Origin of the sequence: Micromonospora sp. NPDC023888 (genome assembly GCF_040639415.1) — a bacterium.
Classification (GTDB): Bacteria; Actinomycetota; Actinomycetes; order Mycobacteriales; family Micromonosporaceae; genus Micromonospora.
On sequence record NZ_JBEZZW010000010.1, the window covers coordinates 1 to 17111 of the forward strand.

A 17111-nucleotide genomic window follows, 5' to 3' on the forward strand; every position below is an offset into this window, starting at 1 on the left:
ACGGTATTCCGCGAAGGCGATATTAGGTGAGGCCCGGGGACACTGAGTCACACCGACACCCTCCACAACCAGCCAGGCCCGCGCGTTGTTCCCCATCTACTCCTGACCGTCCGGCGGCGCGAAGGCGACCCTGGAGCGCAACTGCCGGAACCCGGTCCGTTCCAGTTCCGCGAGCACCGCCACCCGGTGGGCGTCCACGTCGGCGATGACCTCCCGGGCGCCGCCGGCGGCCAGCACCCGGACCGCCTCGGCCAGCAGCTCGGGTCGGGCCGCCTCGTCGAGCAGGCCGAGATAGGCAAGCAGCGGGTAGCAGGCGTCTCCGGCCGTGCCGACCAGACCCACCGGCTCCCCGGCATCAAGGGCGATCCGCCATTCCTCGGCCGTGTCGCCGAGCCAGGCCAGCGGGTCGGTGGCCAGGTCGACGCCGGCGACCGCCCGCGCGATCTCGACGCCGGTCAGCACGTCCGGCTCGGCGATCCGGGCGACCAGGGCACTGATCTCCGCCGTGTCGGCGGGCTGCCGGAAGTCGTAGCGCCCGGAGGACGCCGGGAGCGGGGTGCCGGCCCAGGAACACCTGAGCCGCTCCCCCTGCTCCACCAGGCCGGCGAGCCGGGCCGCCGCCATCGGCGCCCGTACCACGGCCAGCACCTCCGCTCGTCGGCGCCAGTGCGCCGGCAGCGCGGCGTAGTACCGGCCGGGACCGCCGAGCGCCTCGTGGGCGGCGCGCAGCAACTCGGCACCCACCTCCGGCTCGGCGTCGAGATCGAACCGCTCCAGCCAGGGGGCGCCGACAGCGCCCGGCGGGAGCAGCCAGGCGGCCCGGCCGACCACCCGGCCGGCGCGCAGGGCGACCCAGGTGGTCTCGGGTCGGTAGCCGCCGCCGGCGATCCCGTCGGCGTAGCCGACCTGGCGCAGTTGGGGCAGCGGATCAGGCATGGAGTCGAACAGATTTTCCTCGCCCGCGACGAGCGGACGGATGACCAGATCAGTCATGGGTGGGGCCTCCGGGAAGCGCGCGCCCCGGATCAGATCCGCGCGGACGCCGGAGCGCGGAGGGGGCGCAGAACATCGGACATTGTTCTGACCTCCTTCCAGCTCGACGGCGTGCCAGCAGACCATACGCGGGGCAGTCGTCGAGCCGCAATGGATCGTCACAGCGTCGGGTTGGTCTCCGACCCACGCCGGTGGGCTCGCTGGTCGAAGACGGCGATGGTGGCCAGGATCAGCGCCGCCGAGGCCGCCACGGCGACCGGCGGGAGCAGCACCATCGGTAGCGCCGCCACCAGCAGCGCCCCCGCACCGACGTACAGCATCCGGCAGCGCGGCGCGGATGGGCTCTCCTTCTCCAGGAAGCTCCGCCCGATCAGGAACAGCACCGGGCCACCGAACATGATGACGACCAGGGCCCAGTCGATCGGCGGGTGCGGGTCCTCGATGACCTGCCCGAAGCCGACCGCCGTACAGATCATGCCCCCGACGATGATCAGCAGGCTGTAGCTCGCCCACCGCGACAGCTGGATCCCCTGCCCGCCCGGGGTCGCGGCCTGACCGGACCGGACGTGGTAGAAGTAGATCCGCCAGAACGAGACAGCCGTCACGAAGGCGGCGACGAGGGTGACGGTCCCGTTCATGGTGAAGCCCGGAAAACTGACGGCGGCGCCGGCTTCGAGCACCACCTCGGCGAGAGCGATCATGAAGAACTGGTTGTAGCGCTCCGCGAGGTGTACGTGGGAGACGGCGACCCCCGTCCTGCTGAACCACTTCGTGCCGAGTGACGGTACGGGCCAGGTCGTGGCGGCGCCGGTGAGCTCGACGGCGAGCGCGAGGGTCCAGAAGACCCCCCGACCGAGGCCACCGCTGATGCCGCCACTGATCCAGAGCACGCCGGAGGCCGTGTGCCAGGTCAACACCCGGACCGCCATCGCCCGAGCCGGGTGACCACGCAGGGCGAACGTCAGGAAGAGCGGTCGACCGATCTGGATGAGGACGTAGGTGCACGAGAACACCACGCCGCGCCTGCCGAACGCCTCCGGCAACGAGACGGCCAGCACCAGCGTGCCGAACATCGTCGCCAGCAGGACGGCCTGGAGGTCCGCGCGGCGAGGGTCGTAGGTGCTCGCCAGCAGGGCGTTGAGCGACCAGATCATCCACATCGCCGTGAAGAACAGGACCGTCTGGCCCGCCTCCGACAGCAGCGTGTGCCGGACGATTGTCAGGTCGTCCGCCACCCGCCCGGCGAGGCGGGCGAGCGCGAAGACGTAGACGATGTCGAACAGCAGTTCCAGGACTGTCGCCGAGTCGGGGCTCCTGCTGTCGCCGAGCCCACGCAGGAACCCGGGGCGCGTCAGCACGGACGGCGGGACAGCTCAGCCGGCCAGAGCCGCCGGCACGGGCACGCCGGGGCGGTGACGGTGTTCGGCGACCTGCTCCGCTGCCATCGTCCCGGACCCTCTCGCCGACCGTGCCGCCTGATTCCTCCTGCGTACTTTATCCGGGTATATGAGAGTCTTCGTGGTTATGCCGGATAGCCCCACCCGCGGACCGGGCCGGCGCCCCCTCGCCCCCACCGGCGGTACGGGCGATCATTCGTGCCGTCACCCCCCGGTAGGAGCGGGGGTCCACGGGGAGCAGCCACTGCCGGGCCCGGGTCAGCGGGCCGAGGTTGAGCCCCAGGTCGTCGAGCACCTCGTCGATGTTGTGCATCGAGAACGGGATGATGTTCGTGCCACGGGCGTGCCGCCCGTTGGTGCGCGCCGCCATCCAGGCCAGCCGGGCGCGCACCTCGTCGCGCATCCGGGCCTCGGCCGGCAGGGTGATCCCACCGCGCAGGTACGCGGCCGTCCACACCGCCGCCATCTCCGCGCCGAGCGGGCTGAAGAACGACGAGTTGTAGCCGGCGAACGTCAGCCGTGGCACGCCGATCGGCAGAATCTGGCGGTAGAGCTGGAAGTTGCCCGCGTCGTCCTCCAGCCGGGCGTGCAGCGCGTCGTCGAAGAACGGCACGTGCTGGCGGAAGCCGGTGCCACAGATCACCAGGTCGGCGGGGAGCACCGTGCCGTCGGCCAGGCGCGCGGCGGGCCGGCCGTCCTGGACAAGCAGTTCGGTGATCTCCTGGTCGCGGTGTACGACGATGCGACCGTCGGCGACGCGCTCGAAGAAGCCCTCCGTGGCGAGGCTGACCGTGCTGCGGGCGATGTCCTCGAAGCTGCCCTTCGGCACCAGACCCAGCTCACGCAGTTTGAGCTGCCTGGTCGCGACCGAGCCGACGCTGTCGACCATCCGTTGGCGCAGGCCGTTACCCGGACCGTGCAGGAACCGCTCGAAGCCCTTCAGGTGGAGGTAGCGGAACAGGGCCTCACCCATCCGGGTGAGCAGCAGGTACTTGTAGTTGAGCGCGCCGCCGAGCTTGCGGGGCATCTTCCAGAGCAGGCCCCGGGCCACCACGTGGGTCTGGGCGGCGAGGTCGCTCAGCGGGACCGCCACGTCGCAGGACGACTTGCCGTACCCGACGACGAGGACGTTCCTGCCCCGGGCCGCCTCGACGTCGTGGAACTCCCCCGTGGCCAGGACTCGCCCACCGGCGGCGGCGAAGCCCGCGTGCCCGTCGAACGACGGAACGACCGGGTCGGAGAAGATGCCGTTGGCGACGATCAGGTGGTCGTACCGCTGCACCGTCACCGGGCCCTGGGCGCCCGTCGGCCGCGACGTGATCAGCCACCCGGTGTCGTCGTTGATGAGCTCGGCGGAGGCCACCTCCGTGGACAGCTTCAGCACGCTGGCGAGCCCGAACTTCGCCACGTAGCTCTCGAGGTACCGCTGGACCTGCTCACCCGAGGGCCACTGCGGATAGTCGGCGGGCATCGGCAGGTCGGACAGGTGATAGGTGCCCTTGTCGTTCTGCGTGTGCAGGCCGGGATAACGCCGGGTGCGACTCCACACCCCACCCACGTCCGGCGCCTTCTCGAACACGGTGACGTCGAACCCGCTCTGCCGCAGCACCTTCGCTGCGCTCAGCCCGGCGAATCCGGCGCCGACGACGGCAATCCTCATGGCATCCTCCCCAAGCGCGTGAACCACAGCGGCAGCGGTGGTGAGCGCACGCTAACGAGCAGGCCGCGACCGTCGCTATCCAGTGCGCGCGAGGTGTGTCCGCTGCGCGCAGCGGACCGGCCCGTGTCGGGTGCACGGCATTCCGGCACCGTCCCTCCCGGTCCCGCCTTATGGTCAGCGCACCAGGACGCCCGGGAGGGGTCGGATGGAGGCCGTGACGGTCCGGACGCAGGACGTCGACCAGGCCCGCGCCGAGGTCGGCAAGGTCTTCTGTCCGCACCGGCTCACCCCGCAGGCGGGGGTGCGCACCGTCGAGCTGCGGATGGCGGCACGCCGGGTGGGCGGGGTGGGCGTCATCGACCTGGACTACGGGCAGGCGGTACGGATCCAACCCCCCGCCCTGGAGAGCTTCTATCTCGTCCAGATCCCCCGGGCCGGCAGCACGCTGGTCCGGCACTCCGGCCACACCGTGACCTCGACACCCGACGTCGCCTCCGTCCTGTCCCCGTACGACCCGTCGGACATGCGGTGGTCCGAGGGGTCGCCACATCGGATCTTCTACGCCGACCGGCGCGCCGTCGACCGGGAACTCACCCGCCTCCTGGGCCGCCCGGTGGACGACCCGGTCCGCTTCGACATCGGCATGGTCATGACCACGCCGACCGCGCAGGCGTGGGCGCGCGGGGTGGCGTTCCTCGCCGACGAGCTGGCACAGCCGACGGACGCGTCCCTGTTCGACCACCCGCAGGTCGCCGCCCGTTTCGAGCAGGGGCTCATCGGCCAACTGTTGCTGGCCCACCGGCACACCCATTCCGACCTGTTCGCGGAGCGAGGCCACCACCCCAACCCCGGCCGGCTCGTCCGCCGGGCCTGCGCCCTGATCGCCGACCACCACGGCGAGGCACTGACCGTCGGTGATGTCGCCGAGGCGTTGCGGGTAAGCGTACGAACGTTGCAGGACTGCTTCCGGCGGGAGCTGCGGACAACCCCGACGGCGTACCTGCGGGCCTGTCGCCTCGACGCGGCGCACCGGTCCCTGCGGGCGGCCGAGCCGGGGGTCTCGGTGACGACCGTCGCGCTGCGGCACGGGTTCGTGCACCTCGGTCGGTTCGCGACCGAGTATCGGACCCGGTTCGGCGAGGCACCGTCCACGACCCTGCGCCGCTGACGGTGGTCCGGTCGGGTTGCCGCCGGGCCGATCGCCGCGCCGTCGTACCGTTCCCGGTGCCGGCTGGAACGGTACGACGGCGCAGACGTCAGGCCAGCCGACCGACTCCGGCACCTGCGGTGACCAGCGCCGGGACATCTGCCGCGGGGTCGAGCTGGTACGGGTAGTAGGTCCGCGGCTCGACCACCGTGCCGGCGGTCTCGGGCTGGCCGGAGTTGACGAAGACGTTGCCCCGCTGCACGGCGCGGCCCGGCCCGCTGTCGGCGTATCCGCTCGCGGAGTGCAGCGGGTACGGGACGTCCCGGAAGTAGTTGCCCTCCACCAGGACGCCGGCATTCTCCGTCGACGCGACGCCGTAGAGGGAATTGCCGAGGAAGTAGTTGTTGTAGACGTGCACCGGATCGCCGAACCGGACCCGGGGATGGCGTTGGCGGCTGTGGTCGAAGAAGTTGTGGTGGATGCTCACCTTGAGGTGCCCGATGTCGGTGGACGCCGCGCCGTCGGAGTGCCCGATCAGCATGCTCTTGTCGGCGTGGTCGAAGTGGTTCCAGGACACCGTCACGTAGTCGGCCCCCCGAACGATGTCGACCGAGCCGTCGATGGCGCCGGCGAAGCGGTTGTGGTCGATCCAGATGTGGTGCGAGTTCTGCCCGACGTTTATCGCGTCGTCCTCGGCCCCCGTGAAGTTGATGTTGCGGACGATCACGTTGTAGGACCGGTAGAAGTCCAGCCCACCCCCGGTGATCTCGGCGTTCCCGACACCGATGATCGTCTTGTTCGGCCGTACCCCCTGCTTGCTGCTGATCCGGATCACGCCGCTGACCTGGATGACCATCGGTCCGATGGTGTCGATGTGGTCGAGGAAGTCCGCCGCGTTTGTCGCGGTGACCACCGGGCCGCCGGCCCCGCCGGTCGTGCCGTTCTGGCCGAGCGCGACGACGCTGGCGAACCCGTCCGGCTGACCGGCCGGCACCGCGCTCGGCGAGGCGGCGGCGAGCGTCGACGGCAGCTTGCCCACCCCGGCACCGGCCGGAACGGTGGTCGGGACGTCGGCGGCGGAGGTGAGCTGGTACGGGTAGTAACCGCGCGGATCGGGAACGGTGCCACGGGTCTCGATCGGATGGTTGCAGGCGACGAGGATGTTTCCCCGTGCCACGATCCGGCCCAGGTCCCCGCTGAATTCCACCCGTCCTGGGTTGTTGACGGAGTAGAAGTAGTTGTTCTCCATCAGCACGGCGGCGTCGTAGGTGGACGCGACTCCGTAGCTGTTGTCGTAGTAGTAGTTGTTGTAGACGTGGGCCAGCGCGGAGAAGCGCACCCGGGGGTTGCGTTGGTCGGATCGGTCGAAGAAATTGTGGTGGTAGGTGACCCGCAGTCGGCCGATGTCCTGCGGGCCGGCGTCCTCGTCATGGCCCAGCAACAACGTCTTGTCGTGGTCGTGGAAGTGGTTCCAGGAGACGGTGACGAAGTCGGATCCCCGTTTGATGTCGACCGCGCCGTCGTCGCCGTTCGAGAACTCGTTGTGGTCGATCCAGATGTGGTGGGAGAACATCTGCACGTTGATCAGGTCGTCGCTCGCGCCGGTCAGGTGCAGGTTGCGGATGATGATGTTGTGCACCGCGTTCGCCGGTGGTGCGGTGACGTCGTCGTCGACCGGCACACCGATGTTCAGTCCTCCGCCGGAGAGTGTGGCGGTGGCGCCGAGGCCGATGATGGTCTTGTCCGAGGCGACGTCGTGCATTCCGTCGCTGGTGCCGGCGGGCAGGTTGATGGTGCCGGAGACCTGGACGACGTAGGGCCCTGGCCGGGCGATGTAGTCCAGGAACTGGGCGGTGGTGGTGACGGTGACTGTGGGTCCGCCGGCTCCACCCGTGGTGCCGGTCTGGCCGAGTGCGGCGACACTGGCGAAGCCGTCGGCGGGACCGGCCACGGCGCTGGTGGCGGGGTTCGCCGCGGCGGTGGGGCTGGCTTCGGCCAGCCCGGGCGGAGTGAGCAGGACGGTGGCGAGCCCGACGGCGGCGAGGGACCACCAGCGCGACGGGGCACGGCGAGCGGACGTGGCGAACATCTGGCTGCCTTTCGCGGGGCGAATCGCGGACCGGGCGGCGTCCGACGGGCCGCGGCGGCGGGCCCGAGCCGGTCCGCGACGCCTGGACGTCGGCGTCACGGGGCAGGGGCGAGCGCCGGATCGGCCGGCGATCCGTGGCGGTGGGTGGCGAGGTCGGAAAGCGCTTTCCAGCACCCATGCTAGGCACGGTGATTAATTCATGTCAATCAACGGATCTTCGTTTCCTGCAAACGGTTGTTGCATTGATCATGGTCTACGTTGCTCATCTCGCCACCGGCAGGCGGCAGCAGCACGGCACCCATCCTCACCAACGCGGATAAATGCCGCAGGTTCGCGACAGGGCATTGACGTCGATCCAGCTTCTGTGATTCCTTCGCTGCAAACCTTTGCAGGCTCGGGGGGTGAGTGCCGGTGCCGGTCGGGGCCATCGACCGCGGCCTCCACACCCGCGCCGGCACCCCTGCCGCACCGCGCGGCGGGTTGTTCGGCTGTCGGCAGGCGCCGGCCGAGGCCACCCGCCGGACCCGCGCCACGAACGACCCGGTTGATCGAGGAAAGAGCCCGACAATCGAACACCAGCCGTCGCGAAAAAGCGTTGAGAGACTGCGAATAACGCGCACGACTGTTCGGTGAGAACCGGACCGAATATTGGTCAGCTCGGCCGCCAGCGGCCGGGCAATACGCATTTCCCGAATAGGCTGCAACATACCTGCACACTCAATGCATTGACTCTCACCACTATGTCTCCCTACCGTTCGGGTATGGCTCATTTCCTATCCGTTACGCCGACGGATATCTGAGCCCGCCACCACCATCAGGGAGGCCCATGATGAAATCAACGAACCCTCGGGGTCGGCCGGGGCCGCGGCTGATCGCCGCGACGCTGGCCGCCGGTGCGCTCGCCGCCGCGGCGGTGCTCGTCGCCACCCCGCCCGCCTTCGCCGACACGCTGTTCGGTGACGACTTCTCCGACGGCAACTCGACCGGTTGGTCGCGGTCCGGGGGCAGTTGGTCGGTGGTGACCGACGGCTCACTGGCCTTTCGGCAGTCCGGCACCAGCAGCGACGCCCGGGCGTTGACCCCCGCCCCGGGCTGGGCGGACTACGGCGTCCAGGCGCGGATCAGGCCCACCGGGTTCGGCGGCACGAACCGGCACGCCGGGGTGATCGCCCGAGCACAGAACAGCAGCAGCTACTACGCGCTGGCGGTCACCGCCAGCGGCGGCGTGCAACTGCTCAAGCGGGCCGGCGGAGACCCGGTGGCGCTCGACTCGGCCGCCGGCGGCGTGACCACCGGCAGTTGGGCCACGCTGCGACTGGAGGCAGTGGGCAGCACACTGCGGGGCTACGTCAACGGCGCGCTGGTGGTCGAGGCGACCGACAGCGCGTTCGCCACCGGCCGGGCCGGGCTCGCCACGTCGTACGCCAGCGCCTCCTTCGACGACGTCCGGGTGGACACCGAGACCGGGGCGCCCGGGGAACCGCCGGGCGAGCCGACGCTGCCACCCACCGAGCCGCCACTGGACCCGGGCGCACCGCCGATCGGCTTCGCGTCGGTGAACGCGCTCGGCCAGAACGGCACCACCGGCGGCGCGGGTGGCCCGACCGTCACCGTCGACACCGCCGCCGAGTTCCTCGCCGCGATCGGCACCGTCGGCGCGTTGAACATCCGGGTCAGCGGAGTGATCGCACTGCCCGGCCCGATGCACGACGTGACCTCGGACAAGACGATCGTCGGCGTGGGTGCCAGCTCGGGCATCACCGGCGGCGGCCTGAACATCGGCCTGCCGGTGAGCACCGCGACCAGCCCACCGGCCAACGCCGTGCACAACGTGATCGTCCGTAATTTGAACTTCCGCAACACGGTGGACGACGCGATAAACGTGCAGATGTTCTCGCACCACATCTGGATCGACCACAACGACCTGGCGTACGGATACGACGGTCTGATCGACATCAAGCGCGGCGCCAGCTACGTCACGGTCTCCTGGAACCACACCCATCACCACACCAAGAACATGCTGCTCGGACACGACGACAGCAACGCCGCCCAGGACACCAGCTATCTGAAGGTGACCTACCACCACAACTGGTTCGACCGGACGCCGCAGCGCAACCCACGGGTCCGTTTCGGTGAGCCGGTGCACGTGTTCAACAACTACTTCGTCTACAACACCGACGTCGGGGTCGCCTGCCAGCTCAATTCGGGTTGCGTGGTCGAGGGCAACTACTTCGAGGACGTCGAGGTGCCGTGGTCGATCAGCTACGCCGGGGCCAAGGGTCGGCTGATCGCCCGGAACAACGTGCTCGCCGGCACCAGCGAGCCGGGTGACGCGGGCGGCACGGTGCAGGAGCCGAGCACCTACTACCCCTACACCGTCACCGACCCGAACACGATCAAGTCGGTCGTCTCGGCCGGCTCCGGCACCGGAAAGCTCGGCTACTAGCAGCGGCGACGGGGGCCGGACGACGGCACCGGCCCCAGCCAGCAAGGGACCACGCCGCTCACATTAATTGATGTCTATCGATTAATTACCACCACCAAGGAGGTTCCGTGCACACCACCGACACCTGGCGAAGGCATCGCCGAGGTCTCTTGATCACGATCGGGGCCGCGCTCGCCGCGGTCGCCCTCGCCCTCGGCATGGGCGCCACCGGCGCCTACGCCGACACCCTCTTCACCGACGACTTCGAGGACGGCAACGCCACCGGATGGACCGCGTCCGGGGGCAGCTGGACGGTCGCCACCGACGGCTCCCGCGTCTACCGGCAGTCCGGCACCAGCAGCGACGCCCGGTCGTTGGCCGGTACGGCGAGCTGGACCGACTACTCGGTCCAGGCCACCGTCAAACCGACCGCGTTCAACGGCTCCAACCGCTTCGTCGCGCTACTGGCCCGGGCGCAGAGCAGCACCAGCTACTACTACCTGGCCCTGCGCAGCAACAACACCGTCGAGCTCAAGCGGCTCAGCGGCGGCTCCAGCACCACGCTGGACAGCGCCAGCACCACGGTGACGGTCGGCACCGCGTACACGCTGCGGATCGACGTCGCGGGCAGCTCGCTGAAGGGCTACGTCAACGGCACGCTGCTGACCGAGGCGACCGACAGCCAGTTCGCCAGCGGCCGGATCGGCGTGGCCACCTTCAACGCCAGCGCGAACGTCGACAACGTCCAGGTCACCACCGCTACCCCCGGACCGGACCCGACCACCCCGACGCCAACCCCGACCGGCAACCCGGGCACGAACGTGGCCGACGGCTGGGCCTCGGTCGACGCCTGGGGTCAGAACGGCACCACCGGTGGGGCCGGCGGCCCGACCGTCACGGTGACCACCGCGGCGCAGTTCGTCGCCGAGGCGGCCTCGGCCGGCCCGAAGATCATCCAGGTCAGCGGCCTGATCGCCCTGCCCGGCCCGATGCACGAGGTCACCTCGGACAAGACGGTCGTCGGGCTCGGCGCCAACTCGGGCTTCACCGGCGGTGGCCTCAACATCGGCCTGCCGATCGACAACGCGGTCACCAGCCCGCCGGCGAACGCCGTCCACAACGTCATCCTGCGCAACCTGAACTTCCGCAACTGGGCGGACGACGCGATGAACGTGCAGATGTTCTCCCACCACATCTGGATCGACCACAACACCTGGACCACCGGCTCGGACGGCGGCCTCGACATCAAGCGCGGCTCGTCGTACGTGACGGTGTCCTACAACCACGCCGACGGCACCAACAAGAACATGCTGCTCGGGCACGACGACGGCAACGCCGCCCAGGACACCGGGCGGCTGAAGGTCTCCTACCACCACAACTTCTTCGACGAGACCCGCCAACGCAACCCCCGCGTCCGCTTCGGCGACCAGGTGCACGTCTACAGCAACTACTACCTCAACACCGGTGACTACGGCGTCGCCGCGACGGAGAACTCCGGCGTGATCGTGGAGGGCAACTACTTCGAGAACGTCGACGACCCGTACCACCTGGCCGAGGCCGACTCCGGCCCCGGTCGGCTCGTCGCCCGCAACAACTGCCTCGTCAACTCGGGCGCGGGCGAGACCGGCGGCAGCGTGACCAACCCGCCGTACGCGTACACCATCACCACCGCCTGCGACATCAAGGCCGTGGTGACCGCGCAGGCCGGGGTCGGCAGGGTCGGCCTGCCGGGCGGGCCGACCACCCCGCCCCCGACGACCTCTGCCCCGACCACCCCTCCCCCGACCACCCCGGCCCCGACTACCCCGCCGCCGACCACCCCGCCGCAGACCGGCCTGGTCGGCTGGGCCACCCAGAACGGTGGCACCACCGGCGGCGCGGGTGGTCAGACGGTCACCGTCTCCGACGGCCCGGCGCTCGCCGACGCCCTGGAGTCGGCGGCACCGCTGGTCATTCGGGTGCAGGGCTCGCTCACCATGCCGGACAAGATGAACGACGTCCGCTCCAACAAGACAGTGCTCGGCGTCGGCAACGCCACGCTCGACAACGGCCTGAACGTCAGCAGCGCCACAAACGTCATCATCCGCAACCTCACCTTCCGGGGCTGGGACGACGACGCGGTGAACGTACAGAACTCGCGCAACGTCTGGATCGACCACAACACCTTCGACGGCGGCTACGACGGCGCGTTGGACATCAAGCGGGAGTCCGACTTCGTGACCGTCTCGTGGAACCGGGTCATGAACCACACCAAGAGCATGTTGCTCGGCCACGACGACGGCTTCACGGCCGACATCGGGCACCTGCGCGTGACCTACCACCACAACTGGTTCGACGGCAGCAAGGAGCGGCACCCCCGGGTCCGGTTCGGTGACCCGGTGCACGTGTTCAACAACTACTACTTCGGGGCGGACTACGGCGTGGCGTCCACCATGGGGGCCGGCGTGCTCGTCGAGGGCAACTACTTCGAGAACGTGACCCGGCCGACCGCAGTCGGCTACGCCGAATCTGACCCGGGCGACCTCGTCCAGCGCGACAACGTCTTCGTCAACTCCGGTGCGCCGGAGAGCGCCGGCGATGTCGCCGCCATCCCGTACGCCTACCAGCTCGACGCCGCCAGCGGCGTGAAGGCGAGCGTCACCGCGGGTGCCGGCGCCGGACGCATCACTGTCTGACCCACCGGTGGGGCGGCGGTCGTCGGACCGCCGCCCCCTTCCCGTGCGCCTGCCGCTCACCCGGGCAGAAACCGTTATCCCGGCCCGGGCGGCCAGTCTCCTGAGGGGAAGGTGGGGGCAAGATCTCCCGCCACCACCGCGTCGGGTAGCGATGCGACCACACCGAGGAGTCGAGACGATGCGCACAGCCGGTCAGGGTGGAACGGACGCCGCGAAGGGAAATCGGGGCGTCCACGCGCAACCCGGACGCGGGTTGCTGGGCCGCCTCCCGATCGGTGCGAGGCGGCTGCTGTGGCCGCTCGCCGTGGCCGCCGTGGTCGTCGTACTGGTGACCGGGGTGATCGTCGTGGTCCAACCGACCGGGCCGGCGCCCGCTCCGGCGGCGGCCCCACAGGCCGTCGACGAGCTGCTGGCCACGGGCGCGGTATCCGCACCTGCCACCGCTACCACACCCACTGCCACGCCGAGCCCGACGAGAGCGACAGCGACGCCGATCCCGACGCCGACGGCGAAGCCGACGACCGGGCGCTCGGTCGCCCCGGCGGCACCCGCGGTGACCTCGAAGCGCAAGGGTGTCGGCGTGTGGACCTTCGACGGGGTCAGCCAGGCACTGGCCAGCTCCGGGGCGAGTTGGTACTACACCTGGGACGTGGCACACCCCGGCGTCACCAGCCCGAAGAACGCCGAGTTCGTCCCGATGATCTGGGGGGCGAAGAGCGTCACCGCCGGCAACCTGCAACGGGCCAAGCAGAACGGCGGTTACCTCCTCGGGTTCAACGAGCCGGACCTGAAGGGTCAGGCGGAGATGACAGTGGAGCAGGCGTTGGAGCTGTGGCCGCAGTTGGAGGCGACCGGGCTACCGCTGGGCAGCCCCGCGGTGGCCTGGGGCGGTGACCGGCCGGGCGAGTGGCTCGACCGCTTCATGGCCGGCGCGAAGCAGCGCGGCTACCGCGTCGACTTCATCGCCCTGCACTGGTACGGCGGCGACTTCACCACCGCCAACGCGGTCAACCAGCTCCGGTCGTACCTCCAGGCGGTGCACGACCGTTACCGGCTGCCGGTCTGGCTCACCGAGTTCGCCCTGATCGACTTCGCCAACGGCGTTCGCTTCCCGACCCAGGCGCAGCAGGCCGCGTTCCTCACCGCGGCGACCCGGATGCTGGGCGGCCTGTCCTGGCTGCACCGGTACGCGTGGTTCGGCCTGCCCGCCACCGACAAGGACCAGACCGGGCTCTTCCGCACCGGCAGCGAGGCCACCGCCGTCGGCCGCGCCTACCAGGCCGCGCGCTGAGGACGGCTACGCCTGATCCACGTGGTCCCGCCACGAGTGGCGCGGCTCGTATCCCAGGACCCGGCGTGCCTTGTCGATGCTGAGCAGGGTCTCGTGCTCGCCCAGCTCCTTGCGGATCTCGACGCCCGGGTAGACCTCGGCCAGCAGGCTGGCGCTGGACCTGCTCATGACGGTGTCGGCGTTGGCGATGATGAACACGTCGGCGCCGGGCCGGTCGTGGGCGAGGGCGCGCTCGACCGCCTGGGCCCCGTCCCGGGCGTCGATGTAACCCCACAGGTTCCACCGGCGCAGCCGCGGGTCGGCGTCGAAAGAGGGGAACGGCGCGTAGTCCTCGACGTCCATCACGTTGGAGAAGCGCAGACCCACCATGACCAGCTCCGGGTCCCAGCGGCAGAAGTGCCGGGCCATCTCCTCCTCAAGGGCCTTGTTCAGCGAGTACGTCGACTCGGGCCGCGGCGCGTACTTCTCGTCGACGGGCGCGTACGGCGGTGGGGTGTCGAACGGCAGCCCGAGCACCGTCTCGCTCGACGCCCACACCACCCGCTTGATGCCGGCCGCCCTGGCCGCGGCGAAGACGTTGTACGTGGCGGCGGAGTTGTTGGCGAACGTGGCCGCGTTCGACATCAGCCCGGGGGCCGGGACCGCCGCCAGGTGCACGATCGCCTCCACCCCACCGGCGTGCTCGTCGGAACCACCGGTGAACGCCTCCACCACCTGCCCGTAGTCGGTCAGGTCGACCAGGAGGAACTCGCCGTTGACGTCCCGCGGGTCGCGGCCACCGGCGCGGTCCACCGCGAGCACGTCGACGCCCACGGCACGCAGGTGGGCGACCACGGCACGGCCGAGCTTGCCGGTGGCACCGGTGACGACGACACGCCTGGGCAGTGCGGAGTTGGTCATCACCACATCTTCGCCGCCAGGGGCCGGAGGTCGGCACGGGGGTCCCGCGCCACCTGCGGCGGTGGGCCTCAACTCCTCATACCACGGTGGTCAGGATGGTTGGGTGCGTAACGTGCAGGGGTAACCCTGACGCGACGAGGAGAGACTGCATGTCCAAGCCACCGCTGCCCGAGCCCGCGATCGCCATGCTCCAGAAGGCGAACCCGGCCGTGATGACCACGCTTCGCAATGGCGGTCAGCCGGTCTCCGCCGCCACCTGGTACCTGTGGGAGGACGGCCGGATCCTGGTGAACATGGACGAGAGCCGCCGCCGGCTGGAGCACGTCCGCAACGATCCCCGGGTGTCGCTCACCGTGCTCGACGAGGCCGGCTGGTACACCCACGTCAGCATCATCGGGCACGTCGCCGAGCTGCGCGCCGACGAGGACCTGGCGGACATCGACCGGTTGTCGAAGCACTACACCGGCAACGCGTACCCGCGCCGGGAACGTGCCCGGGTCAGCGCTCTGATCGAGATCGACCGCTGGCACGGTTGGGGCTCGCTCAAGGACAACGACCAGGTCGGCTGACCACTGCCGCCCGCCCTGTCGCCCGGACGGCTGCCGTCCGGGCGACAGGGCACCGACCGGTCAACCCTTGACCGTGGAGTGTGGTCGGCTTAACTTCATCAATCAGATAAGTGTCTTTACTGATTGTGCGCCAACCCACGTGGGAGTGTGCCGATGCGACAGTTCCGCCACCGCCGTCTCACCGCCGTCGTCGCCCTGGCGACCCTGTTGATCACCGCCACCCCGCCCACCGCCGCCAGTGCCGGTGACCACCAGCAAGGCCGCGCCGGCTACCACCGGGTCGGCTACTTCACCCAGTGGGGCATCTACGGGCGGGCCTTCCCGGTCAAGAAGCTCGACACCTCCGGGGCGGCGAGCCGCCTCACCCACGTCAACTACGCCTTCGGCAACGTCAGCGAGGACGGACGCTGCTACCTCGACGGCGGGCCGGGCGAGGGCGACGCCTGGGCCGACTACCAGCGACCCGTCCCCGCGGAGGAGAGCGTCGACGGCGTCGCCGACGCCCCCGGTCAGGCGCTCAACGGCAACTTCGGCCAACTCGCCAAACTGAAGGCCAAGCACCCCAACCTCAAGGTGCTGATCTCGCTGGGCGGCTGGAGCTGGTCGACGTACTTCTCGAACGCGGCCCGCACCGACGCCTCCCGCAAGGCGTTCGTCGCGTCCTGCATCGACCTCTACCTCAAGGGCAACCTCCCGGGGGCCCCGGGCGCCGCCGCCGGGGTCTTCGACGGCGTCGACCTCGACTGGGAGTGGCCCAACTGGGCGGGCGAGCCCGGCAACGTCATCCGCCCCGAGGACCGGGAGAACTTCACCAAGCTGCTCGCCGAGTTCCGCCGGCAGCTCGACGCGTACGGACGCACGACCCGGGCACACCACCCGCTCACCGCGTTCCTGCCGGCCAACCCGGCCACCATGGACGCCGGCTACGAGGGCCGCAAGATCTTCAAGTACCTGGACTTCGCCACCGTGCAGGGGTACGACTTCCACGGCGGCTGGGAGGCGGTGGCCAACCAGCAGTCGGCGCTGCGCGTACCGGCCGGATCGCCGGACAACCCCGACTTCTCCGTCGAGGTCGCCATCGACGGCTGGATCGCCCGGGGCGCGCCGCGCGACAAACTCGTTCTCGGCATCCCGTACTACGGTCGGGGCTGGACCGGCGTCACCGGCGGCGGCAACGGCCTCTTCCAACCGGCCACCGGGCCCGCGCCGGCCACCTTCGAGCCCGGCTACGAGGACTACAAACAGCTCAAGACCCTGGCCGGCAACGGCTACACAGTGCACCGCGACCTGCGCGCCGGGCACGCCTGGCTCTTCGACGGTACGACGTTCTGGACGTACGACGATCCGGCCGTCGTGTTGCAGAAGACGCTCTACATCCGCCGAGCCGGTCTGGCCGGCGCGATGATCTGGTCGCTCGACGGCGACGACGACAACGCCACGCTGACCAAGACCATCGGGCTCGGCCTCACGACCTGGTAGGGGTATCCCTCACGGACTGTTTTGAGGGGTGACCGCGCGCACCGCGGCGTCGATGAGCGCGGTCACCTGGTCCATGTCACGCGCCTGACGAACGTCCACGTCGGCCGTCCATCCGTTGGGCCGGGCGAGCCGCACCGTCACGTCCTCACGGCGGTGGATGAGCCAGCCGGCGATCGCCTGCACCAGCACCATGGCCGCGCCCGCGTCGTCGACCGCCACCCTCAGCGGGGACGTGCCGTCGGCCGACGGCTCACCGGCCGGCGTCTCACCGGCCGGCGTCTCACCAGCCCGTGGCTCACCGGTCGGTGGCGAGGTCACCCCGTCGCGCAGCCGGTCCTCGGCGCGCAGCCAGGACGCCAGAGAGCGCCGAGCATCGGCGGACGGCAGATCCGGATGAACCGAGAGGGTGATCATCTCTGGCATGTGTCCTCCTCCTCAGACGACGACAGGCACACGCCACCATCCTGCCACTCCGCATCGGAACCG

Annotated in this window: 13 protein-coding genes; 6 read left to right on the forward strand and 7 right to left on the reverse strand. The window is 70.0% G+C overall.

Annotated features, from left to right (window positions below; translation table 11 throughout):
* Positions 1–96: 96 nt before the first annotated feature.
* The 3 genes from AB0F61_RS11395 to AB0F61_RS11405 all read right to left on the reverse strand — a co-directional run bounded on the left by AB0F61_RS11395 (position 97) and on the right by AB0F61_RS11405 (position 4050).
* Positions 97–993: an acetyltransferase gene (locus AB0F61_RS11395; RefSeq protein WP_357807160.1), complete on the reverse strand. Its 897-nt coding sequence runs from the start codon at positions 991–993 to the stop codon at positions 97–99.
* A 158-nt stretch (positions 994–1151) separates the two neighbouring features.
* Positions 1152–2351, reverse strand: a complete 1200-nt coding sequence (locus tag AB0F61_RS11400) for a low temperature requirement protein A (protein WP_357807163.1) — start codon at positions 2349–2351, stop codon at positions 1152–1154.
* Positions 2352–2487: 136 nt separating this feature from the next.
* Complete coding sequence (locus AB0F61_RS11405; RefSeq protein ID WP_357807166.1) at positions 2488–4050, reverse strand: NAD(P)/FAD-dependent oxidoreductase; 1563 nt, start codon at positions 4048–4050, stop codon at positions 2488–2490.
* 205 nt (positions 4051–4255) lie between these two features.
* Between AB0F61_RS11405 and AB0F61_RS11410 the strand changes: the two genes are divergently transcribed.
* A complete protein-coding gene (locus tag AB0F61_RS11410) occupies positions 4256–5218 on the forward strand; it encodes an AraC family transcriptional regulator (RefSeq protein ID WP_357807169.1) in 963 nt (320 codons plus the stop codon).
* A gap of 88 nt (positions 5219–5306) precedes the next feature.
* Here the strand turns inward: AB0F61_RS11410 and AB0F61_RS11415 are convergent, their stop codons facing one another.
* Both AB0F61_RS11415 and AB0F61_RS11420 read right to left on the reverse strand, forming a co-directional pair.
* The gene (locus AB0F61_RS11415; RefSeq protein WP_357807172.1) at positions 5307–7286 is read right to left on the reverse strand and encodes a hypothetical protein; all 1980 of its coding nucleotides are present in this window, start codon (positions 7284–7286) and stop codon (positions 5307–5309) included.
* A gap of 206 nt (positions 7287–7492) precedes the next feature.
* Positions 7493–7993, reverse strand: coding sequence for a hypothetical protein (locus AB0F61_RS11420; RefSeq protein WP_357807175.1), 501 nt, complete (start codon positions 7991–7993; stop codon positions 7493–7495).
* A gap of 122 nt (positions 7994–8115) precedes the next feature.
* Here AB0F61_RS11420 and AB0F61_RS11425 point away from each other — a divergent pair, with 122 nt between their 5' ends.
* The 3 genes from AB0F61_RS11425 to AB0F61_RS11435 all read left to right on the forward strand — a co-directional run bounded on the left by AB0F61_RS11425 (position 8116) and on the right by AB0F61_RS11435 (position 13677).
* On the forward strand, positions 8116–9732 hold the full coding sequence (locus AB0F61_RS11425; RefSeq protein ID WP_357807178.1) for a family 16 glycoside hydrolase: 1617 nt from the start codon (positions 8116–8118) through the stop codon (positions 9730–9732).
* A gap of 107 nt (positions 9733–9839) precedes the next feature.
* The gene (locus AB0F61_RS11430) at positions 9840–12386 is read left to right on the forward strand and encodes a right-handed parallel beta-helix repeat-containing protein (protein ID WP_357807181.1); all 2547 of its coding nucleotides are present in this window, start codon (positions 9840–9842) and stop codon (positions 12384–12386) included.
* Positions 12387–12564: 178 nt separating this feature from the next.
* Positions 12565–13677 carry a glycoside hydrolase family protein gene (locus tag AB0F61_RS11435; RefSeq protein ID WP_357807183.1) on the forward strand — a complete coding sequence of 371 codons (1113 nt, stop codon included), beginning with the start codon at positions 12565–12567 and terminating at the stop codon, positions 13675–13677.
* 6 nt (positions 13678–13683) lie between these two features.
* Here AB0F61_RS11435 and AB0F61_RS11440 read toward each other — a convergent pair whose 3' ends face one another.
* Positions 13684–14577 carry an NAD(P)-dependent oxidoreductase gene (locus tag AB0F61_RS11440; RefSeq protein ID WP_357807185.1) on the reverse strand — a complete coding sequence of 298 codons (894 nt, stop codon included), beginning with the start codon at positions 14575–14577 and terminating at the stop codon, positions 13684–13686.
* A 149-nt stretch (positions 14578–14726) separates the two neighbouring features.
* Here AB0F61_RS11440 and AB0F61_RS11445 point away from each other — a divergent pair, with 149 nt between their 5' ends.
* Together AB0F61_RS11445 and AB0F61_RS11450 are read left to right on the forward strand one after the other, a co-directional pair.
* Positions 14727–15146: a PPOX class F420-dependent oxidoreductase gene (locus tag AB0F61_RS11445; protein WP_357807188.1), complete on the forward strand. Its 420-nt coding sequence runs from the start codon at positions 14727–14729 to the stop codon at positions 15144–15146.
* A 153-nt stretch (positions 15147–15299) separates the two neighbouring features.
* A complete protein-coding gene (locus AB0F61_RS11450; RefSeq protein WP_357807190.1) occupies positions 15300–16625 on the forward strand; it encodes a glycoside hydrolase family 18 protein in 1326 nt (441 codons plus the stop codon).
* Positions 16626–16634: 9 nt separating this feature from the next.
* Here the strand turns inward: AB0F61_RS11450 and AB0F61_RS11455 are convergent, their stop codons facing one another.
* The gene (locus AB0F61_RS11455; RefSeq protein ID WP_357807193.1) at positions 16635–17048 is read right to left on the reverse strand and encodes a hypothetical protein; all 414 of its coding nucleotides are present in this window, start codon (positions 17046–17048) and stop codon (positions 16635–16637) included.
* Positions 17049–17111: the final 63 nt, after the last annotated feature.

What these genes read in the sequence shown, in the direction of transcription:
- AB0F61_RS11440 (WP_357807185.1), bottom strand. Translation starts at nt 14,577, where the DNA reads ATGACCAACTCCGCACTGCCCAGGCGTGTCGTCGTCACCGGTGCCACC.
- AB0F61_RS11410 (WP_357807169.1), top strand. Translation starts at nt 4,256, where the DNA reads ATGGAGGCCGTGACGGTCCGGACGCAGGACGTCGACCAGGCCCGCGCC.
- AB0F61_RS11455 (WP_357807193.1), bottom strand. Translation starts at nt 17,048, where the DNA reads ATGCCAGAGATGATCACCCTCTCGGTTCATCCGGATCTGCCGTCCGCC.
- AB0F61_RS11435 (WP_357807183.1), top strand. Translation starts at nt 12,565, where the DNA reads ATGCGCACAGCCGGTCAGGGTGGAACGGACGCCGCGAAGGGAAATCGG.
- AB0F61_RS11405 (WP_357807166.1), bottom strand. Translation starts at nt 4,050, where the DNA reads ATGAGGATTGCCGTCGTCGGCGCCGGATTCGCCGGGCTGAGCGCAGCG.
- AB0F61_RS11425 (WP_357807178.1), top strand. Translation starts at nt 8,116, where the DNA reads ATGAAATCAACGAACCCTCGGGGTCGGCCGGGGCCGCGGCTGATCGCC.
- AB0F61_RS11415 (WP_357807172.1), bottom strand. Translation starts at nt 7,286, where the DNA reads ATGTTCGCCACGTCCGCTCGCCGTGCCCCGTCGCGCTGGTGGTCCCTC.
- AB0F61_RS11395 (WP_357807160.1), bottom strand. Translation starts at nt 993, where the DNA reads ATGACTGATCTGGTCATCCGTCCGCTCGTCGCGGGCGAGGAAAATCTG.
- AB0F61_RS11420 (WP_357807175.1), bottom strand. Translation starts at nt 7,993, where the DNA reads ATGTTGCAGCCTATTCGGGAAATGCGTATTGCCCGGCCGCTGGCGGCC.
- AB0F61_RS11450 (WP_357807190.1), top strand. Translation starts at nt 15,300, where the DNA reads ATGCGACAGTTCCGCCACCGCCGTCTCACCGCCGTCGTCGCCCTGGCG.
- AB0F61_RS11445 (WP_357807188.1), top strand. Translation starts at nt 14,727, where the DNA reads ATGTCCAAGCCACCGCTGCCCGAGCCCGCGATCGCCATGCTCCAGAAG.